This is a genomic window from Micromonospora sp. DT81.3 (assembly GCF_049847225.1).
Taxonomy (GTDB): domain Bacteria; phylum Actinomycetota; class Actinomycetes; order Actinomycetales; family Microbacteriaceae; genus Microbacterium.
In genome coordinates this window covers 19,986-40,114 of record NZ_JBNCNY010000017.1, presented here as the reverse complement: position 1 = coordinate 40,114, position 20,129 = coordinate 19,986, and the positions used below count along the sequence as shown (strand labels likewise).

The window sequence follows — 20,129 nt, the reverse complement described above, 5'->3', positions numbered from 1 at the left end:
AAGCAAGAGGCGCCGGCCGGGACATCCCGGACGGCGCCTCACCATGCCCTCTTGACAAGAAGGCACTACATATCAGGAGTAGATGTGCGGCGCGAGGATCGCCACGTCGCGCAGGTTCCGGTACCGCTCGGCGTAGTCGAGGCCGTAGCCGACGACGAACTCCGTCGGGATGTCGAAGCCGACGTAGCGCACGTCGACCTGGACCTTCGCGGCATCCGGCTTGCGAAGAAGCGCCAGCACCTCCACGGATGCCGCTCCCCGCGAGGCGAAGTTCTTCAGCAGCCAGCTGAGCGTCAGGCCCGAGTCGATGATGTCCTCCACGATCAGCACGTGCCGGTTGTGCAGGTCGGTGTCGAGGTCCTTGCGGATCTGAACGACGCCGCTCGAGGTGGTTCCCGTCCCGTACGAGGAGACGGCCATCCAGTCCATCGGAACCACCATCGGCAACGCTCGGGCGAAGTCCGCCATCACCATGACGGCGCCCTTCAGCACCCCCACGAGCAGCATGTCCTTGCCCTCGTAGTCGGTCGCGACCCGAGCCGCCAGCTCCCGGAGCTTGTCCTGGATCTCCTCCTCGGTGACGAGGACGGTGGTCAGGTCGTCCGGAATGTCCGCTGCGCGCATGGCACGAGTCTAGGACGGGCGTCAGCGAGCCGGGGCGGGGGGCGGAGCCCGACGGAGGAGCGCCATGCACCAGGCACCAGGGCGCTCGCAAGGCCTGGCCGCGCATGCCCCGGCGGGCATAGCGTGGCCACCGAGCGGGGCGAACGCGCCCGCAGCATGGAGGGCATCATGGCCGGAACCGACGACATCCTGCAATCACTGCCGGTGGATCAGATCGCCGCGAAGCTCGGGGTCGACCCGAGCGTGGCACGGCAGGCGATCGAGGAGGGCGGCGCCACGATCCTCGCGGGGTTGCAGCGCAATGCGGGGACGCCGGAAGGCTCGAAGGCCATCCTCAAGGCGGTCGGCAAGCACTCGAACACGCTGGGCGAGGGAAAGGTGGATGTCGACAGGGTCGACACCGCCGACGGACAGAAGATCCTGGGGCACATCTTCGGCGACCAGCAGCAGGCGGTCGCGCAGAAGCTGACGTCCGAGCCGAAGACCGCGGGCATCGACTTCGCCAAGCTGCTCCCGATCCTGGCGCCGATCGTGCTCGGGCTGCTCGCGAAGAAGCAGGGCGGGGCGGGCAAGGGCGGTGCCGGCTCTGCGGGCGGGGACGGCGGCATCGGCGACATCATCGGCGGACTGCTCGGCGGAGCGTCGGGCGGTGCGGGCAGCGGCGGGTCGCCGGGCGGCATCGATATCGGCGGACTTCTCGGCGGACTGCTCGGGGGCAAGAAGTAGACGACCCGTTCGCGGTGGACCGGTCGCCGAGCGGACCCTTCCCGGTCGCCGAGCTTGTCGAGGCGCCGACCCTTCGACAGGCTCAGGGACCGGGCAATTCGCCGGGCTGATTGAGGGGTCCGGTTCCGGTCGGCGAGCGGACCCTTCCCGGTCGCCGAGCTTGTCGAAGGGTCGACCCTTCGACAGGCTCAGGGACCGGGTAATTCGCCGGGCTGATTGAGGGTCCGGTTCCGGTCGCCGAGCGGACACCTCCCGGTCGCCGAGCTCGTCGAGGCGCCGACCCTTCGACAGGCTCAGGGACCGGGTAATTCGCCTGGCTGATTGAGGGGTCCGGTTCCGGTCGCCGAGCGGACCCTTCCCGGTCGCCGAGCTCGTCGAGGCGCCGACCCTTCGTTGAACCGGCGCCGACCGGCGCGGGTCAGGCGGCCTCGAAGACGATTCGCCCGCCCGCGCGGCGCGCACGGCATCCGGGCAGATCGATCGGCCCCTGGCCCGACCAGTCCGTCACGAGCCGCGCGACCTCGAGCGTCTGGGCCCGGGTCAGGCTGGTGCCGAACTCGCTGGCCACGACGTGCCGGATGATCCGGTTACGCAGCGCCGCGGGGTTCGCGGCGAGCGCAGCCGCCGAGACCGAGATCCCTGCCTCGGCGTGCTCGACGATGTCCTCGATCGTCTCGTCGATCATCTCCGCGAAGGCCTCGGCGTCCTCCCTCAGCTGTTCGGCCGTGCGCGCCAGCGCCTCGGCGACGCCGGGGCCGAGCTCCGCCTCGAGCACGGGCAGCACCGACGTGCGGACGCGTACACGTGCGAATCGCGGGTCGGTGTTGTGCGGGTCCTCCCATGGCTCGAGCCCGCTGTCGGCGCAGAAGGCGCGCGTCGTGGCGCGGCGAACGCCGAGCAGGGGACGGATCCGGCGCCCTGACACCGCCGCCATGCCCTGCAGACTCGCGGCGCCTGAGCCCCGGGCGAGCCCCAACAGCACGGTCTCGGCCTGGTCGTCGAGGGTGTGGCCGAGCAGGATCCCGACGGCGCCGAGCTCGTCGCCGAGTTCCTCCAGCGCGGCGTACCGCGCCTCCCTCGCGGCGGCCTCAGGACCCCCGGGATGATCGGCCCGCACCGTCACGCGCAGCACTCGCGCCGGCAGCCCCAGTGCCTCGGCCGCCCTCGCGACGGCGGCCGCGATCTCCGGGGACCCGTCCTGAAGTCCGTGGTCCACGACCCCGGCTACCACCGTCATCCCCAGCTTGGGCGCCTCGAAGGCGGTTGCCGCGGCCAGGGCCAGCGAGTCGGCGCCGCCGCTCAGCGCGACGACGACGGTGCCCCCAACGCCCCCCGCGAGCGGCGCGGTGGCCGCGCCGGGCTGCGCAAGGGCGGCCAGCGCGCGCCGAACCGCGAGTCGCACCTCGGCGACGGCTGGCGACAGCGGGCGATCGGGGCTCACCGCCCCTAGGTTAGCCGCGTCACCCGTACCGCAGTCAGGCTGGTTGGTGCGGATGACGTCTCCAGCACCGCCGACGGACGGCCGTCGGCCACCGCAGCCTGAATCCGGCACGCCCCCGGCCGACGCCCCGATCATCGACCGCCCCCGAACCGGAATCCGGAACGGCGGGGCCCGCGCAGTAGGCTTATCCGCGGCATCCGTCCCCTTCCCAAGGAGCACACCCATGGCCGCACACGACGCCGTCATCGAGATCCCCCGCGGCAGCCGCGTGAAGTACGAGGTCGACCACGGCACCGGCCGCGTCTTCCTCGACCGCGTGCTGTTCACGCCGATGGGGTACCCGGCCGACTACGGCTTCTTCGAGAACACGCTCGGCGAGGACGGCGACCCGCTCGACGTGCTCGTGCTGCTGGATGTCACCCTCTTCCCCGGAGTGATGGTCAACGTGCGCCCGGTCGGCGTGCTCAAGATGCTCGACGAGGCCGGCGGCGACGACAAGCTCGTGGCCGTGCTGACCAAGGACCCTCGGTGGAGCCACATCCAGGACCTCGACGACGTCCCAGAGTTCACGAAGAAGGAGATCGAGCACTTCTTCGAGCACTACAAGGACCTCGAGCCCAACAAGTGGGTGAAGGTCGACACGTGGGGCGGCAAGGATGAGGCCGACCGCATTCTCGCCGAGGCGATCGTCCGCTTCGAGGAGCACGAGGGCCAGACCAAGACGCAGGGTGAGGGCGAAGCCCCCAAGACCCTCTGAGACGCGGACAGCAGGGGCCGGGTCCTTCGGGACCCGGCCTTTCGCGTGCCGCGGCCTCGTCCCGCGGTGGCGCGGACTCAGACCGAGATGCCCCGCGCGGCCATGAAGTCGATCGGGTTCACCGGGTAGCCGTTCTGGTACGTCTCGAAGTGCAGGTGGCATCCGAACGAGTTGCCCGTATTGCCTTCGAGTGCGATCAACTGGCCGGCGGCGACCCACTGGCCGCGTGAGACCCGGATGCCGCCCTGGATGATGTGCGCGTAGCCGGTGCCGGTCCCAGCGCCGTGGTCGATGCGGATGTAGTTGCCGTACCCGCCGTTGTACCCGGCGTAGTCCACGACGCCGGCGTTCGCCGCGTAGATCGCCGCCCCGCAGCCCGTGGCGAGATCGACCCCGCGGTGGAATCCGCTCGAGCAGTAGCCCGTACCGCACTGCCTGGTGCGTGGCCCGTAGCCGGAGGTGCGGACACCCGAGGACGGGCGCGCCCAGCCTCCGCCGACGATGACGCCGCCGACTCCCCCGCCGCCACCGCCGATGGCGAGCTGCTGGGCCCGAAGGTCGGCCTGCCGCTGGCGCTCGATGGCGGCGAGGCGTTCCGCCTCGACGCCCGCCTCGTACTCGGCGACGGTCTTCGCCGACGTGTTCATCAGCGCCTCGAGCTGGGCCTCCAGATCGGCGAGGTGCTGCTCCTGCTCCTCCAGGGCGGCCTGCGCGGCGTCCGCCGCCGCCTGCGACTCGATCATCTTCTGCTCGGCGACCTGCTGCAGGCGATCGCGCTCGGTGCGGGCGACGATGGCCTGGTCGCTCAGCGACTGGGCGGAGTCGCGTGCCTTGATGGCGTCGGAGTACACCGCCTGGTTGCGCTCGACCATCTTGTCCATCGTGCCGAGGCGTGCCAGCAGATCGTCGGCGTTCGCCGCGGAGCCCGCGAAGAACAGCTCGAGCGAGGTGTCATCGCCCCCGTTGCGGTAGAGCTGGGCGGCGACGCGGCCGGCCTTCTGCGCGGATTCGAGGGCGAGGGCGGCCTGCTCGTCGGCCTGGCTCTGCAGTTCGTCCGCGCGGTAAGCGGCGTCGTAGAACTCCTGCTGGGCGACGTAATACTCGTCGGCGCGGGCCTCGGCCTCGGTCCGCGTGCGCTCGACCTCCTCGGTCAGCGAGGCGATGAGCCCCTCGATGCGGGCGACCTCGCCGGCCTTGACCGCCTCGTTGGCGAGGGCGTTCTGCACGTCGTCCCACGACGGGTAGGTCGCGGCGAACGCGGCAGGGATCATGGGGCCGCCGATCGTGCCCAGTGCGACGGCGCCGAAGGCAGCGAGACCGAGCGCGGTGCGACGAGAGACGGGCACGAGGAAGGAGCGGCGCTCGCTCTCCGTGGGCGCGCATCCGCAGTCTTCGACAGTGCCGGCGAGTTCGCCCTTCACTCGGCTCCCCTCAGCGGTGCGTGAGTCACAGTGACCACAGTAGCAACATGCGTCACATCCGCAACGGATGGGACGCCCCCACGCAACGTACTTCCCCAGTCCGCGTCTTGCCATCGTCCCCCTTTCCGGCGCGCTTGGGAAGAGGAACGGGGCTCGGATTGGCGAAAACATCGGTTGGCACGTATGCTTGACCGTCGGTAAGCGTGAGCCCCCGGGTTCTGCTCGGCCCCATCGTTTAGCGGCCTAGGACGCCGCCCTTTCACGGCGGTAGCACGGGTTCGAATCCCGTTGGGGTCACCCGTATACAATTCAATATGCATGGCCCTGTAGCGCAGTTGGTTAGCGTGCCGCCCTGTCACGGCGGAGGTCGCGGGTTCAAGTCCCGTCAGGGTCGCTCTGAGCGACGGGCCCTTTTTTCGAAGAGGGCCTTTCGTTTAGGTCGCGGCGTTCATGGATGCCGCGAGGCTCTGTAGCTCAGTTGGTAGAGCGCACGACTGAAAATCGTGAGGTCACGGGATCGACGCCCGTCGGAGCCACTGGGACCCTCGTGAGGCTTCTACTCACGGGGGTTCTTCTTTTGACCCGATCAGGCTCAATTTCTCTCGTCCTGTTACGGAGAAGCGGGCTTGACGCACCAGCGTGCGATTGATGCCCACCGGCTCGAATCTTCTGACTGTGCCGGAAATGTGCCGGGAACGCTCGGGCCGAACCGCTGCAGGGAAGTCTTGCACCCGCTCGTTCCACGCTCCAGATCCATTGTCAGCCCCGAGCCGAAGAGCCGCTACAGCCAGACACTCGCAGGCCGAGAACCGCATCCCATTTAGGTGTCGGTGCTCGACTCGCGCTCAAGCCCGCGAACCGTCATGGCCCCACAGGATACGACTCGTCGACGTCGGGATAATCGTCGGTGTCGTCCCCATCCGACGGCCCGGCACTCGCCGGCGGGTACAGCTGGTCGTCCCCATCCGACGGCCCCGCACTCCCCGGCGGGTACAGCTGGTCGTCCCCATCCGACGGCCCCGCACTCCCCGGCGGATAGCCCTCAGAGTCGCGGTCGACGCCGTTGAGCTGGTCCATGCTCCCCTGCATGTCGCGCTTCATCTGCTCGGGATCGAACTTCATGTCGGACATTCGGGTTCCCCTTGACTTCACTCGGAGGGACGGCCGTCACTCGCTGAGCCTGATTATCGCGTGAAGCGCCCCAGAAGCCAACGACGGATCGCGTCCGTCTAAACCGCTGACAATTAAGACTTCAGCGCCGGAATAGCGACCAGCGTCAACAGTTGGCCATCGCCCCCGATGATGCCGTCGCAGCGGAAGAGTTCGACCGACCGGACGCCGAGCGCATCTGCTGATTCTGCGGGCAAGTTCTCAAGCTGATGGTGCGACGGTCAGCCGACAGCGTCTCTGGCCGCTTAAGGTCGTGTGATACGACGGTCGCCGCGGAGAGCGCGAGTGATTAAAATTCTCCGATGGCAAGCCCCAGCCTCAGGTAGAGGTCGGTGACCGCCTCGTTATTGACGCGGTATTTGACCCACACACCCTTTCGGCTCTCGCTCATGGGAGGGTCCGCGATCACTATCCGGGACGCCTCGAGTTCGGCCAAGTACGGCTGAACCGTGGTCGGCCCCAGTTCGAGCGCCTGGCAGATAGTCCGAATCGTCACCTCCGGGTTTTCCCGAAGCGTTCGGACGATGCCGGCCTTCACAAGGTTGCCCAGGATGGCGACGGGCTCTTGCGCGTCTTCAGATCCGGCGGGCTGGGCAAGTCTCGGCACAGCGCCATTCTCCCCCACCAGAGCGCACACCGCTAAGGCGAATGCAGTTCAGACGAGCAAGCCGCCTGGAGAGTCACCCCTCGTGCTCCGCTCCATCCAGGACAGCGAGAAGATGCCTATTGCGCGCTCGGACGAGACGACGGAAGTAGGGAACGAGGACGGTCCGCTCCACAAGAACCCCCAATACCGGTGAAGCCAGGGTGACGGCATCGGTCATGACTGTCTCCTTGCCGTCGCGTCGGAACAGGTGGCGGTGACGGAAGGACTTGAAGGCTCCTCGCACCTGTTCATCGGTGAACCGGTGCGGGCGGTCCAACTCGGTGATCAGGGACGTGTGGGTGAACCACAGCCCGAAGTGTCGCCCGCGCCAGGTGACAGTCTGGCCAAGCGCGATACTGCCAGAGGTGACACCGGCGACGGGGCGGGCACCTGATCTGCCCATCGATCTGGACGTCTCATCGATGCTCAAGGAGACATCGAACAGACGCTCAATCGGGTGACTGGTGCGCGTGACAACGGTGAAGGAACTCGGCATTCTCGATCAGACGTAGATGCGGTGTGCGTGACGGGTCCGGATGACGCGGCTGAAGAAGGCGTTGGTGAGGCCGAGCGCGACGAATACTGCGGCGACACCGCTGACAATCTGTGCCGCCTGGTACACGGGCACGTACGCGAGTGTGACGAGGGCGAGCGCGAACCGAACAATGGCGAGTCCGAAGCCCAGGACCAGAAGTAGTGAGGTTGCCCTGCTGCTTCTTTCGCTCGAGCGGGTTCCGTGCAGGAGGGCGGGAATCAGAGCGATGGCAACGTACGCGGCGTAGGCGGTAGCGATGGCGGCGTAGACACGCACCAAGGGATCCGCGAGGTCGGCTTCCATGCCGGGCACCGGCGTGGCGTCGTGGATATAGGCGAAGATGAAGACTTCAGCAATGAAGAACGCGGCGAACATGATGATGCCGGGCAGCCCGGAGATCATTCGTTGCGCGTTCGCGGAGTCGTACGCGCGCGCAATCTGTGTTCCGGCGAGCAGCAGACCAACGAACAATGCCAACTTCGATATCAGGTCTACCCAGTTGGGCACGGGTAGCAGAGGGTTCAATGCGGCGTAGACGGCGGGTGTGATCAGAACGAAGGCAATGACGATCGCCGTTGCGGCGACCATGACGTTGATGTTCCGGCCGCGGATCGCGCTGGGCAGTCGCGTCAGCGCGAGCGCCAGGAGGATGATGGCGAACAGGTAGGCGATGAGCATGGGGAGCCTCATTTCGCTGTGGCGAACTACAGGCTGGCAGTGTACGCCTCCCTCACCCCAGAGTGTCCCGGATACGCTGAGCAGCCTGTTCGTCAGCCTCGAGGCGGCGGGCCGTCCGTTGGGCGACTGCGATTCTTGAGGTAACGAGGTCGTGTAGGGCGGAGTCACGGAGCTGGCCGATCGCTACCGGACGCGCATTCTTAGTCCAGCCGGCTTCATCCAGAGTAAGAAGACCAGCAACCGCGAGGCCGCTGGCGAGCGACGTGTTGGCGATGCGAGCCGCTTCAACGAGCGCTCGCGGAGCGAGCCTGTTGGTCGTGATCTGGGCGGACAGGTTGGAAGGGGCTATCGCCATGCGCTCAGCGAGCGTTCGGCGCAGGTTTCCCGGATCTACGGCATCGATCCACAGACGGAGACCGTCCGCGATGGGCGGCTGAGGCCAGGCGTGCATAGCCGATAACGTCTGCGCGTTATCGGGCTGGTGACGCCGCAAGAGCTCTACGAGGGCGTCGTCCAAGATGACTTGCGAGAGCACCTCGACGGTCAGTGGCGGTCGCACGCCATTCGTGAGGTCTGCGTACTCAGGGAACTGAGAGAGGACGACGACTGGATGCTGGCGGGCAGCGCGTGCCGCGCGGATGACTACGCCCTCGTGAACTCGGCCTCGTATGAACTGCTTTTGCAGTGTGGCGCGAGGCAGTCCCACCACGTTCGCCAGAGCGGCGGTGTTGCCCGGAAGGCGCGCGCTAACGGCCCACTGTTTGAACGCCGCGGCAGCGACACTCATCGATGGGCACCCCCTGCCGGTACAGACACACGTCGGAGGCCCTCGGGTGAGAAAAAGTTACAACTTCAGGGCCAATTATGTATTCTGATCACTCCAGTGCAGGAGGTCAAAACCAGATGCTGGCACTTTACCGCTCGCAGCGGGCGTGCCGCCTCCACGGACCCGGGCCATGCCGGCTGCCAGCGACTCCCGCCGGCGCCATGCAGACTCGGAGTTTACATTCAACCCATACGGCTATACAGTGTGGTTGTCCACCCGTCCAACTTTCCGGGAAGGAGCGTTGTGATCCTCTCTGAATCGTCGGTGGTAGCCGAGACCCGCAGTTCAATGGGCACCTGTCGCGGTACCTCGACTGCCACCGCTCGGCGGAGGAGGCAATTCCCGTCCACGCGGACTACCACGCGCATCTCCACCGTGATGACCGATCGACAGGAGCCGCGATGACGGCGCGCCCGAGGTCGAGCCGGCGCAACGTGATGTGGGCGGCAGCTGGTGCACTCGTGCTGGTGCTCGGCATCGTCGCCGTCATCGTCGGTTCCGTCGTGTCTCAGTCACCGCCCAGCCCGCCGGCGAGCGGCACTTCCAGCGAAGGATCGGATACACCGACGCCGTCATCCACCGAGCGGCCCGGAGACATCGTTGACGCCACAGCTGAGGATCGTGGCTGGACGCCAGAGCCCATCACAAGGGATGCCGAGCCATACATCCGTGCGGCGCTCGCTGCCGCGTCCACCTTCGATACAACGAAGGCCACCCGAGACCAGTGGCTGGAGTACCTCGATTCTTGGTTCACCCCGGACACACGGTACGACGAGGCTGACCGGCCGGCACGGATGAGGGCCGCTCAACTGGAGCTCCGTCAAGGAGTTGTGCTGCCTCAGCAGGAATGGGACTCGCTGGCCGCGGAGGACGGTCGGGTGGTTGCGGCGACCGCCGGGGAGGTGGATTTCGTTCCGGTGACTGAGGATCCCTCAGGGAACATGTCAATCGGCACGGCGGACGTCACCCTGACGTTCACGCGCTCGGATGGCGGCGACGGCACGACCTCTTACGAAGAGTCGGTGCGCGTGAGCGTTCAGGTGCTGTGCGGAGAGGGGTCGGTGCCGACTCCCAACTCGGCACAGCAAGTCGGCGACTGCAAGGTGGTTCGGTACTTCACGGAGCCGTTGGAGCCCTGACATGGGTGCTCCGGTTGCTGCCGCAGCAGCCCTCGGAAATACGAGGACTGGTCGGAGGATCCTGACCGGGGCGACTGTCACCGTTCTGCTCCTGGTTGCGTTCGCGACGGCGCCGCTCATCGCAATCCCGTTCGCCGTCGCGGGCACCGCCGCGAGTTCCGCTGTGACCAGCGCTGATGCCGCCTCCCCGGCAGCGAACGGACAGTGGGCGTATCCGCTGGCCGGCGGTTATTTCAAGGGCCGCGGGTTCGGCTACAACCCAGTCAGCGGATGCAGTTACTGCTCGACGGATCACAAGGGTTATGACATGGCGCAGGGCTGCGGCGCCACCGTCTACGCCGCCGGTCCCGGTACCGTGCTGACCGCCGGGACGTATCAGGGCTACGGGAACACCGTCCGCATCGACCACGGTGACCGCCTCATCACCCTCTACGCGCACATGCAGCAGGCGTCCCTTCGCGTCATCGTCGGCCAGAAGGTGGTAGCTGGAACACCGCTCGGCACCGAAGGAAACACCGGCAAGTCATTCGGCTGCCACCTGCACTACGAGGTTCAGAGGTCCGGAACTTCGGTAGATCCGCAACCGTTCATGGCCACCCTCGGCCTCCCCCTGAAATAGACCCCCGCAAGGAGCGCACCATGTCCACACGACGAGCACCGACCGATGTACAGGTTCCGGACATCCAGCCGGACTTCTCGGCACCGTTTTTCCAGGGGTTCCAAGTCGTCGCCTCATATATCCTCGCCGGCGCCATGCTCGTCGTCCTGATCATGCTGATCATCGCCGGCGCGGCTCTCGCGTTCCGGGGGATCGCATCCGATCGGGTGCGCACCTGGGCGGGCGAGAACATCCTTTGGATCTTCATCGCAGCGGCCGTCCTCGGCGCCGCAAGCGGACTCTTCGCCTGGTTCGTGAACTTCGATTTCGGATTCTAATGCGAACCCTCAGCACCCTTCTCATCGGCACCGCCCTGGGGGTCGGCTTGGCGCTGAATGCGCTGGCTCCCGCATCCGCGACGCCGCCCTCCACCGGATCCGCACCGTCGGCACAAGTCGTGCCGACGGAGACCGTCTCCGGGGCTCCATGGTCGTCCCCGGCATACCCGGTTGACTGCCAGAGCGCGACCGGGCAGGTGTCGTGCACACCAACGGATCCTGTGAACGTGACCGCCCAGCAGTGCTTCAAGGACGTCCTCTACCAAGGTCAACTCACAACGGTATGCACCACCTACGAGGGGCACACTCAGGAACTGCAGAATGGCGGCGGCACTCCACTCCTGGTGAAGTACGGATGCAGCCTGGGCGACGTCGTGTGTCTCACGTTCGAGAACGCCGGTCGGGGCCTAGCTCTTTCAGCAACCGCCATGATGTACGTCGTCGCCAACAGCATGCAATTCGACACCACCACTCTGCTGTGGTCCGCCGCCGTCGGCGAGTGGTCGTTCTGGCAGTGGGCGATCCTGATCATCACCTTCGGTGCGATGGTCTGGGCCGTCGCGGCAGCCGTCGTCTCCGGTGACCGGGAGGAGCTCATTGGAGCTCTCATCCGATCTTTCATCGCGATTCCCGCCGTGCCGATCTGCCTGTGGCTCACTGGCCACCTACTCAACGCGATCGATGACATGACCTGGTACATCATGAATCGCCACGGACCTCTCGCTCTGTTCTCGACATTGCAGTCGGTGATGTGGGCGGGCGGGCAGGCGAACTACTTCTTCGCGTTCCTGATTCATGGGCTTCTGATGATCGGAATGCTCCTGCTCGTGCTCGTCTTCGCCTTCCGAAACATCGTCCTCGCGGCCCTCATCGCTGTGGGACCCGTGGCCTGGATGCTCTTTCCTGTGCGAGGTGTCGGGCCGCAATGGGTCGTGCGGTACGTCTCGGCGGTCGCCGTACTCCTCCTAACAGGGCCGCTCACGATCGGTTTCGTCACACTGATCGTGAACGGTCTAGCGAACATCAAGACGATCTGGGATCCGCAATCTTGGCCACTCCTCGTCGGCCTAGCTCTGGTGGCTTTCGCTCCTTTCGCGATCTTCGGCCTGTTCAGCTTCGTGGGGGCGGTCGCGGCCGACGGAGTAGGGTCACGGCTCGGCTCCCACGGGGCTCGCATGACAGGCAACGCCGCGCGATCGGCAGTCCGCATTCCGACTCGTCTCGGCGGCTCGCCGTCGGGCGTCCCGCCGAGCGGGAGCGCCACATCCTCGGGTGGACCCCCCAACACGCCCCGAACGGGGCCCGGGCCCGGAGTGCCGCGCGGCCCTTCCTCTCCCTCGCAGTCGGGCAACGGCTCAGCGCGCCCGACGCCAGCGGCGGGGCCACCTTCCGGAGAGGCATCTACCTCTCCGCGCCCCGAATCCTCGCAGTCACCGCCAACTCCCCCAGGTTCGCCGGGTGAAAGGACGCCCTCATGACTTCCGCGCCCGACCACGCGCGTCCCGTACGTCTCTCGCGCCGATCGCGGCAAGGAGTCGTGATGGGGATGGACCCCTGGCAATTGACATTCCTGAGCGCGTCGGCCCTCGTACTGCTAATGGCGGTGAACAGGTTCGGTCCACTCGGACTGCTCTACGCCGCTCCCGTCTACCTCGGCTTGGGGATGACGGCGCTGACCAGCATCCAGGGGATCTCGACACCGAGGATGGCCGGCCTCTGGCTGATGAAGCAGGTCCGGCACGCCGCCGGCGCCACCACGAACGCCTACCGCCCCGAGCGCACGCAACTAGCCAGCACGCTGAATCTTCCGGGGACGCGCGCGTCGATCCAGCTCTGGGAGGTCGATCAGGTCGCCGCGGCCTACAACCCGCACGACCGGTCGGTGTCGGTGATCGCCGAGCTGGAGGTGCAGGGGTTCCTGATGCACGAGATCCCCGAGCGGTATGACCTCGCCGAGCAGTTCGACCGGGTCCTCGGCCCGCTCACCCAACGCCGCGGCATCAAGCGGGTCACCCTGCAGGAGCGAACCCTGCCGACCACGATCCGGGCCGCGCGAGAGCATTACGACACCGTCCGGCTGCTGCGGCACCTGGACCCGGACTCCCCCGTGGCCCGGAACTACGACGACGTGCTGGACCGGTCGGAGCGGTTCGAGGTCGCGCACCGCAACTACATCATCTTCACCCTCGACCTGGTCGCCCTTGGCGCACAGCTGAAGTCCCTGGGCGGTGGTCAGGACGCGATCCTCGCCCTCGCGGCGATCGAGGCCGGGAACCTCGCCGACGCTCTCCGGTCGGCGAAGATCAAGGTCCGCCGCTGGCTGTCCCCGCGGGGTGTTGCGGGGCTGGGTCGGTTGGCGTTTGACCCGGAGTTCGCCGCGACCGTGCAGAACCGCCCCGATGGCCTGGCCGGCGTGGACCCGGTGGCGATCGGACCGATGTATCTGGAGGAGCCGAAGGGGCGCAACGGAATCGTGGTCACCGACTCTGGTGTGCACACCACGATGTGGGTGCACGAATGGCCACGGTCCGATGCCCCGGTCGGGTTCCTCTCGCCCATCGTGTTCGCCCGGCACCCGAACACCGGGGAAGCGATCACCCACATCTTCTCCATCGTCCTCACCCCCGTGCCGGTGGCGAAGGCGCTGAAACGCATCCGGGAGGAGAAAAAGGTGTGGCGCGGGAACGAGAGTCTGCGGGCCAAGCGCAGCGCCGACGGGTCCGCGGCGGACGCGGCGGACTGGCGGGCGCTGGAGCAGCAGGAGCAGGAGATCGCGAACGGGCACGGCGAGTTCCGGTACGGCGCGTACCTCACCGTCAGCGCCCCCGACGAGGAACGCCTCGACCAGGCGATGGCAGGAATGCGCAACGCCCTATCCCGTGCGGGGATGGAGGCGCAGATCCTGTACTGCCAGCAGGCGGAGGCGCTGATGGTAAACGCCCTCCCGGTCGGGTTGGGGATGAAATGACCCGCCACTTCGTCACCTTCACCCCCGGCGACACCACCCCCGCGCAAAAGCGCGCGCTCCGCCGGGAAGCCGCCCGCGCCGTCCAGGGCGAGAAACCGGCCCGCTCGACCCGGAAGGATCGTGCGCTGCCGGAACCGGCGGTCGCCGGCCCGTTCGGGCCGGGGATCATCCACGGCGGTTACTGGAACGTTGCCAAGGCGTTGATCCCGCCGCATCAGGCGACGTCGCAGCACATCGCGGGGATCTACCCGTTCGTGGCCGACTCCGGGCTCGGGCACCGCGGCCCGGTCATCGGGGTTGATTTGAATGCGGACGCGCTCTGGCACTTCTCTCCCTGGGAGTCCTACATCGATTCCTCGGACCGGGGCACGTTCTCCACCAACATCCTGGTGCTCGGTGCGTACCGGTCCGGGAAGTCCGGGTCGATCAAGGTGCTGACCACGAGGTCGATCGCGTTCGGTCACCAGGTCGTGGTCCCCTCCGATCCGAAGGGTGAGTGGGTCGCCGTGGCCGAGGCGATCCCCGGCGGGCGGGTGATCCGCCTCGGCGGCGGTACGGGCGCTCGCCTGAACCCGCTGGATCGTGGGCCGAGGCGGTCGGATGCCTCCGATGAGCAGCACGAGCAGATGGTCAAGCAACGCCGGATCGGTACCCTGATCGCCCTGGTTGAGATGACCTTGAACGGCCGGCTTAGCGCGGTGGAGCACGCCGCGCTCATGGATGCCCTGGACCGGTGCATCACGGCCACCGGGGACCGGCCCACCCTCCGCGGCGTCTATGAGGAGCTCGGGCGGCTGGCGGGTGAGACGGATGCTGCGTTCCGTGCCGCCGAGGGGGCGGTGCAGCCGCGGTTCGTGCTGCGGAGGTTTGTGGAAGGGGACCTGTCCGGGCTCTTTGAGGACGAGTCCACCGTGGAGTTCGACCAGGACGCCCCCATCGTGGTGACGGACACGTCGGAGTTGTTCGCCCGCGGGGACCTGGCCGCGCAGCTGACGCAGGTCTGCTCCACCGCGTGGATTCAGGCCGTGATCAGTGACCGGGGTGCCCGCCGCACCCGGTACGTGGTGCGGGAAGAGGGGTGGCGGGACATGACGTCGCTGGCGTCGCTGCAGATGTTCCAGCAGTGGCTGAAACTGTCTCGGCACTACGGGATCAGCAACATCGTGATCCTGCACAAGATGGGTGACCTCGACGCCGTCGGCGACGCCCACTCCCTGGAACGCTCCCTCGCCTACTCGATCGTCGGTGACATCGAGAACAAGTTCATCTTCCGCGTCAACCACCAAGAACAGACCGCGCTCCGGGACCGGCTCAGCCTCCCCACGCCCCATGTGGAGATGGCCAGGCACCTGCGCAAGGGTGAGTTCCTCGCCTACGTCGGGCAGTACTCCTACCTGGTGGACTGCTTCGCTACCTCCACCCCGTGGGAGTTCGAGCTGTTCAAGACCGACGACGCCGTCTCCCCCGCCGACCGCGACGACGCCGCACTCCGTGTCATCGACGCCGGGGACATCGAATCCTTCTGGCCCGAACCACGGGAGCCGCTGGCGCCAGATGCCGGGCTGGAGGGCTGGCTGACCCCAATGGAAACCCCGTTTGAAAGGGAGCTGTGATGAGCATTGCCACCCATCCCCGCGCGTTCGCGACTGTCACCGGCGAGGCCGCCACGTTCGTCACCCTCGATGGCCGGACGGAGCCGGTCCACGCCACCGGTCAGGAGGACATCCGGCACGCCATCGTCCGCCGCGCCACCCACGAGGCCCGCCGCGCTGGCGCCCCCGTGGAGCTCGTCACCTCCGGCGACCGCGGCGAGCACCACCTCCTCGTCGGCACCGACGGCGCCCTCGGCGCCATCACCCCCACGCACCCGCCGGTCCCCGTAGCAGCGGACCCTGAGCAACTGGCTGAGCCAGCACGGAGAATGGAGGTGAGGGAACAGGCTCCGCAGCCAGAACCGGTCGATGCTCCTACCGGGCCGGCTGCGGAGTCGCCCACCCGCCCCACCTTCCTCGCCCCCATACCCGACACCGCGAGTCACCTATCCGGGTGGCGGGGGGCTCTTGCCCGGCTCGGGCTCAGCGTGGGGCCGTCCGCGGCGGAGCGTCGCCGGTCAGAGTGGGTCAGTGCCGTGTCCACGCACTGGGCGGGATGCCGCACCCTCGCCGTCGCCAACGGCAAAGGCGGGGTCGGAAAGACCATGACCACCGCGATGCTCGCCGCGGTGTTCGCCCGCCAAGGGGGCGGGAACGTGCTCGCCTGGGATAACAACGACACCCGCGGCACCCTCGGGTGGCGCACCGAACAAGGCCTCTACGACACCACCCTCCGCGACCTCCTCCCCGCCGCCGCTGAGCTCCTCACCCCGACGGCCGGAGTGTCCGATATGACCCGGTTCGTGCACCACCAAGGGTCCGATCGGTATGACGTGCTGCGCTCCAACCCCGAGCTCCTGGCGACGGATCAGCGGATCGCGACCGCGGAGTTCGACCTGCTGATGCAGGTCGCCGCCCGCTACTACCGGCTGGTGATCTTCGACTCCGGCAACGACGAATCCGCCGAACGCTGGCTGCGGATGGTGGACTCCTCCTACCAACTCGTCATCCCCACCCTCGCCGCCCCCGAATCCGCCGAATCCGCCGCGCTCCTGCTCGACGCGCTCCGCGATCGAGACGAACGCTCCGCCGCCCTCGCCGAGAACGCGATCGTCATCGTCACCCAATCCGAACCCTCCGGCGGCGCGGCAGCGCGACGCGTCGCCGACGGATTCCAAGGGCATGTCCGGGCGGTGGGAGTCATCCCCTTTGACCCGGCGCTGAAGTCCGGGCCGCTCCGCTTCGACAGGCTGCGGCGCCGCACCCAGGACGCGTGGCTTCGCGCCGCCGCCTCCGCCGCCCAGGAGCTTTAGGAAGGGAAGAGCCGCGATGAACGAGGGGATGCTCGGCAAGGCGATCGCCGTCGTGATCGCGGCCGCGGTCGTGCTGTCCCTGCTGTTCGGGCTCATCACCGAAGCAATCGCCCAACTGGTTTGCGGGGCACGGCCGGTGGCGCGGAACCTGTTCTCCGGTCTCTGGCTTGCGATCACCGGTGACCCGGCCGCTCACACCGTCCCGGCCGGCTGTGCCCTGCCGGTGGTGCCGATCCGTATCGCCGACCTCCTCGCGGTTCTCCTGGTCGCCGGGCTCGCGATCTGGGGCATGGCGGCCGTGCGCCGGTATCGGCAATCCGACCAGTCGTTCATCGCGGACCTCCGCACCCGCCCCGGGTTCGCCCCGGCATCGGAGATCCGGGAGCACCTGTCGGCGAAGGCGGTGCTCCGCCGTGCCAAGCAGCTCCGCCCGGGCCTCGCCCACCCCGCCCCGACCGATGTCGGGTGGCGGGTCGGCCGGTCCCGGAAAACCGACGTCTACGTCTCGATCGAGGACTCAGTCGCTCTAGAGGGGCCGCCCCGCTCCGGGAAGGGGTACCGGGTGCTGATCTCCGCGATCGTGGACTGGTCCGGGCCGCTCATCACCACGTCGACGACGAACGACAACCTCACCGCGACCATGCGGATGCGACAGCAACGCGGGACCGTGCACGTCTTCGACCCGCAAGGCCTCTCGGGGATCCGGCACCCGATGCGGGTGAACCCGATCATCGGCTGCGAGGACCCGCTGATCGCGATGCAACGCGGCACCGCCATCATCACCGGCACCGCCCTGGGCACATCCACCACCAACGGGGAATGGGCCCAAGCCTCCGGTGTCGTCCTCGGGAGGCTCCTGCATGCCGCCGCAGTCGGCAACCAATCCATCGCGGCCGTTTACAACTGGGGCACCTCCCCCGCCCAGGCACGCGACGCCGTCGACATCCTCCGTTCCGCCGGCGCGCCCGGGTGGGGGGACAACCTCGAGGCCACCATTAGCGGCGACGAGAAACTGGTGTCCTCCATCTGGTTCGGTGTCCAAGGTGCCGTCGCCCCCCTCGCCGTCCCTCAGATCCGAGAAGCGCTCATGCCCGCTCCGGGTGATCCGGTGTTCGACCCGCGTGAGTTCCTGGACGCCGCCAACACCCTGTACCTGATCGGCTCCTCCTCCGGCGCATCCGCGATGGGCGGATGGTTGAGCGCACTGCTGGATGACATCGTCGAGGTCGCCCGCACCCGGGCGCTCGCCTCCCTCGGATCACGTCTCGCCGATCCGCTCGGGCTGATCCTGGATGAGATCGTGAACATGTTCCGGTGGGGAAACCTGCCCCGCATAATGGCCGACGGCGGTGGCCGCGGGATCTGCACCTTCGTCGTCCTCCAAGCCCTCTCTCAAGCCGAAACCTCCTGGTCCCGGGCAGAGGCAGACACCATCTGGGCCGCAGCCACCGCCAAGGTCCTGCTCGGCGGTGCCAGCCACGTGAACCACCTCCGCGACATCGAAGCGCTCCTCGGCACCCGAGAAACCTCCCGCAACCAGAGGTCCTGGTCCACCCACCAGGCCGGGCACAACACCAGTCAGCAGCACGAACGCCGCCCGCTGATGTCGGTCGATGAAATCCGGCGGATGCCGCAGACCCTCGGCCTCCTCGCTTACCGCAACCGCCGCGGCGTGCTTCTGGATCTCGCCGGGTGGGACGAGCGAAAAGACGGACGCTCCATCGCCCGCGGCAAGACAGACACCGAGAAGGAGCAGCGCGACGTCTTCACCGCCGCACTCCGGTCACCGGACCGTGCGGGATACCGCCCCTCCGAGGAGGTGGGTGAGGGATGAGCAATCGCCGACGTCCCGGGATCTTCAACCTCTACCGCAGCGAGTACCTCCGCTCGCGGGCGTGGTTCGCCCGCCGCGACCGGTGGTTCGCCGAGGAACGTGCCGCCGGGAGGCTCCTGGAGTGCGCTGGCTGCGGTCGACCGGCCGACAAGTCCCACCTCGAGCTGCACCACCTCGACTACGCAGGCATGCTCGACGGAAAGGGGAACTTCACCGCGTCCGAACCGCACGAGGACCTTGTGCCGATGCACGCGTACTGTCACGAGCTCCTGCACCGCCTGATCGACCGCGACGCCGTCGTCGCCCGCAACCGAACCCGGCGCGCCGCCTCCCACGAAGCCCTGCAGCGCCTCCGACAGAAGCTCGCACCCGTTCAGGAGCCACGGTGAACGCCCGATTCGACCCGGCCGAGGACCCGGACGCGCTCCTGGCCAGCGAGATGACCGCGTTCGAACCCGACATCCGGTACGGCAGCTCGGCTCCCATCGGCGCGCAAGTCATCAACTGGCGCACCCTCCCCGACCGGGACGCCCGCGCCGCATGGAACGACCTCCGCACATGGGTGGAATGGTTCACCCACCGGTACCGGGTACCGGAGTCCACGGTGCCCGCGTGCTGGTGGAAACACGGGCACCTCGTCGAGGAACTCTCCGCCCTGCACACCGCGCACACCGCAGCGTTCGACACCACCGACTCCGGGTTCGGACCCATCGGGTGGCACGAACGCCTCGCCATCGCGATGCCCCGCCTCACCCGCGCCTACGCCGGCGGCTGCTCCGACGGACACCGAGACATCACACCCCGCTCCACGATGAGCAACATCGACGAGCAGGAATGGGACGCGTGGACCGGAAAGGCCCACGCCCACCGAGACACCCCGGTGTCTCACCACAGAAAGGAAGAAGAATGACCACCAGAATCCCGGTCACAATCGAGGGCAACCTCACCGGCGACCCCGAACACGGCGCGGGAGAATCGGGCAACGAATACGCCCGCTTCACCGTCGCGGTGAACGACCGACGGCTCAACGAAACCACCAACCGGTGGGAAGACGCCGGCACGGTTTTCCACAGAGTCGTCGTCTTCAACCAGCAATCCCGGCACGTCGCCGACTCGCTCCGCAAGGGCGACAGCGTGCTCGTCGCCGGCGACCTCCGATTCGGCACCTACACCGACAAGGAAACCGGGCAGACACGGGAAACCCGCGACATCGTCGCGGACAACGTCGGCGCCTCGCTCAAGTTCGCGAGCGTCAACGTCGAGCGCAGCCCAAAAGCTGAAGGCCCCGCAGCGTACGCTACGGGGCCTGCAGCAGCACCGGCCTCGTACGCCGGCGCCGGGATCGTCCGCTGACCCATCTCCACAGGTGCGGGCGAGAGTCATCGTACTCTCGCCCGCACTTCTGCGTCTCAAGCACGTCACTCACGAGACATTCATTTCGTACACGGCAAAAGACGTCCAACGACTGCCGAGATCCGCGGTCAGCAGTCGTGTCTCGCAGACCTTCCTTTGCGGACGCCGGA

Annotated in this window: 20 protein-coding genes and 3 tRNA genes; 16 read left to right on the top strand and 7 right to left on the bottom strand. The window is 67.5% G+C overall.

What is annotated here, in order from left to right; genetic code table 11:
* Window positions 1-72 precede the first annotated feature (72 nt).
* The gene (hpt, locus tag ACPW96_RS21950) at window positions 73-624 is read right to left on the bottom strand and encodes a hypoxanthine phosphoribosyltransferase (RefSeq protein ID WP_425821828.1); all 552 of its coding nucleotides are present in this window, start codon (window positions 622-624) and stop codon (window positions 73-75) included.
* A gap of 168 nt (window positions 625-792) precedes the next feature.
* Here hpt and ACPW96_RS21945 point away from each other — a divergent pair, with 168 nt between their 5' ends.
* The gene (locus ACPW96_RS21945) at window positions 793-1,350 is read left to right on the top strand and encodes a DUF937 domain-containing protein (RefSeq protein ID WP_425885780.1); all 558 of its coding nucleotides are present in this window, start codon (window positions 793-795) and stop codon (window positions 1,348-1,350) included.
* A gap of 418 nt (window positions 1,351-1,768) precedes the next feature.
* On the opposite strand, the gene tilS is transcribed toward ACPW96_RS21945, so the two are convergent.
* Entirely contained in the window at window positions 1,769-2,791 is a 1,023-nt protein-coding gene (tilS, locus tag ACPW96_RS21940; RefSeq protein WP_425885778.1) for a tRNA lysidine(34) synthetase TilS, read from the bottom strand.
* A 223-nt stretch (window positions 2,792-3,014) separates the two neighbouring features.
* Here tilS and ppa point away from each other — a divergent pair, with 223 nt between their 5' ends.
* A complete protein-coding gene (gene ppa, locus ACPW96_RS21935; RefSeq protein WP_425885776.1) occupies window positions 3,015-3,548 on the top strand; it encodes an inorganic diphosphatase in 534 nt (177 codons plus the stop codon).
* 77 nt (window positions 3,549-3,625) lie between these two features.
* On the opposite strand, the gene ACPW96_RS21930 is transcribed toward ppa, so the two are convergent.
* The gene (locus tag ACPW96_RS21930) at window positions 3,626-4,969 is read right to left on the bottom strand and encodes a peptidoglycan DD-metalloendopeptidase family protein (RefSeq protein ID WP_425821836.1); all 1,344 of its coding nucleotides are present in this window, start codon (window positions 4,967-4,969) and stop codon (window positions 3,626-3,628) included.
* Window positions 4,970-5,193: 224 nt separating this feature from the next.
* Here ACPW96_RS21930 and ACPW96_RS21925 point away from each other — a divergent pair.
* The 3 genes from ACPW96_RS21925 to ACPW96_RS21915 all read left to right on the top strand — a co-directional run bounded on the left by ACPW96_RS21925 (window position 5,194) and on the right by ACPW96_RS21915 (window position 5,505).
* Window positions 5,194-5,266: transfer RNA gene (locus ACPW96_RS21925), tRNA-Glu, on the top strand.
* 23 nt (window positions 5,267-5,289) lie between these two features.
* A tRNA-Asp gene (locus ACPW96_RS21920) sits at window positions 5,290-5,363 on the top strand.
* A 69-nt stretch (window positions 5,364-5,432) separates the two neighbouring features.
* Window positions 5,433-5,505 (top strand) — tRNA-Phe (locus ACPW96_RS21915).
* A gap of 325 nt (window positions 5,506-5,830) precedes the next feature.
* On the opposite strand, the gene ACPW96_RS21910 is transcribed toward ACPW96_RS21915, so the two are convergent.
* The 4 genes from ACPW96_RS21910 to ACPW96_RS21895 form a co-directional block, all read right to left on the bottom strand.
* Window positions 5,831-6,100, bottom strand: coding sequence for a hypothetical protein (locus ACPW96_RS21910; protein WP_425885775.1), 270 nt, complete (start codon window positions 6,098-6,100; stop codon window positions 5,831-5,833).
* A gap of 328 nt (window positions 6,101-6,428) precedes the next feature.
* Window positions 6,429-6,746, bottom strand: a complete 318-nt coding sequence (locus tag ACPW96_RS21905; protein ID WP_425885773.1) for a helix-turn-helix domain-containing protein — start codon at window positions 6,744-6,746, stop codon at window positions 6,429-6,431.
* A 73-nt stretch (window positions 6,747-6,819) separates the two neighbouring features.
* Window positions 6,820-6,963, bottom strand: a complete 144-nt coding sequence (locus ACPW96_RS21900) for a hypothetical protein (RefSeq protein WP_425885771.1) — start codon at window positions 6,961-6,963, stop codon at window positions 6,820-6,822.
* Between the two features lie 324 nt (window positions 6,964-7,287).
* Window positions 7,288-7,998, bottom strand: a complete 711-nt coding sequence (locus ACPW96_RS21895; protein ID WP_425885769.1) for a hypothetical protein — start codon at window positions 7,996-7,998, stop codon at window positions 7,288-7,290.
* A 1,227-nt stretch (window positions 7,999-9,225) separates the two neighbouring features.
* Here ACPW96_RS21895 and ACPW96_RS21890 point away from each other — a divergent pair.
* The 11 genes from ACPW96_RS21890 to ACPW96_RS21840 all read left to right on the top strand — a co-directional run bounded on the left by ACPW96_RS21890 (window position 9,226) and on the right by ACPW96_RS21840 (window position 19,959).
* A complete protein-coding gene (locus tag ACPW96_RS21890; RefSeq protein ID WP_425885768.1) occupies window positions 9,226-9,963 on the top strand; it encodes a hypothetical protein in 738 nt (245 codons plus the stop codon).
* A gap of 1 nt (window position 9,964) precedes the next feature.
* On the top strand, window positions 9,965-10,582 hold the full coding sequence (locus ACPW96_RS21885) for a M23 family metallopeptidase (protein WP_425885766.1): 618 nt from the start codon (window positions 9,965-9,967) through the stop codon (window positions 10,580-10,582).
* Between the two features lie 20 nt (window positions 10,583-10,602).
* A complete protein-coding gene (locus tag ACPW96_RS21880) occupies window positions 10,603-10,899 on the top strand; it encodes a hypothetical protein (RefSeq protein ID WP_425885764.1) in 297 nt (98 codons plus the stop codon).
* A 227-nt stretch (window positions 10,900-11,126) separates the two neighbouring features.
* A complete protein-coding gene (locus tag ACPW96_RS21875; protein ID WP_425885763.1) occupies window positions 11,127-12,377 on the top strand; it encodes a hypothetical protein in 1,251 nt (416 codons plus the stop codon).
* Window positions 12,374-13,867 carry an SCO6880 family protein gene (locus tag ACPW96_RS21870; protein ID WP_425885762.1) on the top strand — a complete coding sequence of 498 codons (1,494 nt, stop codon included), beginning with the start codon at window positions 12,374-12,376 and terminating at the stop codon, window positions 13,865-13,867. Before ACPW96_RS21875 ends, ACPW96_RS21870 begins: the two co-directional genes overlap by 4 nt.
* Entirely contained in the window at window positions 13,864-15,480 is a 1,617-nt protein-coding gene (locus ACPW96_RS21865) for a hypothetical protein (RefSeq protein ID WP_425885760.1), read from the top strand. Before ACPW96_RS21870 ends, ACPW96_RS21865 begins: the two co-directional genes overlap by 4 nt.
* Window positions 15,480-16,772, top strand: a complete 1,293-nt coding sequence (locus tag ACPW96_RS21860; protein WP_425885759.1) for an AAA family ATPase — start codon at window positions 15,480-15,482, stop codon at window positions 16,770-16,772. The genes ACPW96_RS21865 and ACPW96_RS21860 overlap by 1 nt, the downstream gene beginning before the upstream one ends.
* A gap of 16 nt (window positions 16,773-16,788) precedes the next feature.
* Window positions 16,789-18,606 (top strand): type IV secretory system conjugative DNA transfer family protein, encoded by a 1,818-nt coding sequence (locus ACPW96_RS21855; RefSeq protein ID WP_425885757.1) that lies wholly within the window; start codon window positions 16,789-16,791, stop codon window positions 18,604-18,606.
* Complete coding sequence (locus ACPW96_RS21850) at window positions 18,603-18,995, top strand: hypothetical protein (RefSeq protein ID WP_425885755.1); 393 nt, start codon at window positions 18,603-18,605, stop codon at window positions 18,993-18,995. The genes ACPW96_RS21855 and ACPW96_RS21850 overlap by 4 nt, the downstream gene beginning before the upstream one ends.
* The gene (locus ACPW96_RS21845; RefSeq protein ID WP_425885753.1) at window positions 18,992-19,516 is read left to right on the top strand and encodes a hypothetical protein; all 525 of its coding nucleotides are present in this window, start codon (window positions 18,992-18,994) and stop codon (window positions 19,514-19,516) included. The genes ACPW96_RS21850 and ACPW96_RS21845 overlap by 4 nt, the downstream gene beginning before the upstream one ends.
* Complete coding sequence (locus ACPW96_RS21840; RefSeq protein WP_425885751.1) at window positions 19,513-19,959, top strand: single-stranded DNA-binding protein; 447 nt, start codon at window positions 19,513-19,515, stop codon at window positions 19,957-19,959. Before ACPW96_RS21845 ends, ACPW96_RS21840 begins: the two co-directional genes overlap by 4 nt.
* Window positions 19,960-20,129 lie beyond the last annotated feature (170 nt).

Excerpts from the sequence above, each read along its gene's own strand:
- hpt (WP_425821828.1), bottom strand. The coding sequence starts at position 624 with ATGCGCGCAGCGGACATTCCGGACGACCTGACCACCGTCCTCGTCACC.
- ACPW96_RS21945 (WP_425885780.1), top strand. The coding sequence starts at position 793 with ATGGCCGGAACCGACGACATCCTGCAATCACTGCCGGTGGATCAGATC.
- ppa (WP_425885776.1), top strand. The coding sequence starts at position 3,015 with ATGGCCGCACACGACGCCGTCATCGAGATCCCCCGCGGCAGCCGCGTG.
- ACPW96_RS21910 (WP_425885775.1), bottom strand. The coding sequence starts at position 6,100 with ATGTCCGACATGAAGTTCGATCCCGAGCAGATGAAGCGCGACATGCAG.
- ACPW96_RS21900 (WP_425885771.1), bottom strand. The coding sequence starts at position 6,963 with ATGACCGATGCCGTCACCCTGGCTTCACCGGTATTGGGGGTTCTTGTG.
- ACPW96_RS21895 (WP_425885769.1), bottom strand. The coding sequence starts at position 7,998 with ATGCTCATCGCCTACCTGTTCGCCATCATCCTCCTGGCGCTCGCGCTG.
- ACPW96_RS21890 (WP_425885768.1), top strand. The coding sequence starts at position 9,226 with ATGACGGCGCGCCCGAGGTCGAGCCGGCGCAACGTGATGTGGGCGGCA.
- ACPW96_RS21885 (WP_425885766.1), top strand. The coding sequence starts at position 9,965 with ATGGGTGCTCCGGTTGCTGCCGCAGCAGCCCTCGGAAATACGAGGACT.
- ACPW96_RS21880 (WP_425885764.1), top strand. The coding sequence starts at position 10,603 with ATGTCCACACGACGAGCACCGACCGATGTACAGGTTCCGGACATCCAG.
- ACPW96_RS21870 (WP_425885762.1), top strand. The coding sequence starts at position 12,374 with ATGACTTCCGCGCCCGACCACGCGCGTCCCGTACGTCTCTCGCGCCGA.
- ACPW96_RS21865 (WP_425885760.1), top strand. The coding sequence starts at position 13,864 with ATGACCCGCCACTTCGTCACCTTCACCCCCGGCGACACCACCCCCGCG.
- ACPW96_RS21860 (WP_425885759.1), top strand. The coding sequence starts at position 15,480 with ATGAGCATTGCCACCCATCCCCGCGCGTTCGCGACTGTCACCGGCGAG.
- ACPW96_RS21855 (WP_425885757.1), top strand. The coding sequence starts at position 16,789 with ATGAACGAGGGGATGCTCGGCAAGGCGATCGCCGTCGTGATCGCGGCC.
- ACPW96_RS21850 (WP_425885755.1), top strand. The coding sequence starts at position 18,603 with ATGAGCAATCGCCGACGTCCCGGGATCTTCAACCTCTACCGCAGCGAG.
- ACPW96_RS21840 (WP_425885751.1), top strand. The coding sequence starts at position 19,513 with ATGACCACCAGAATCCCGGTCACAATCGAGGGCAACCTCACCGGCGAC.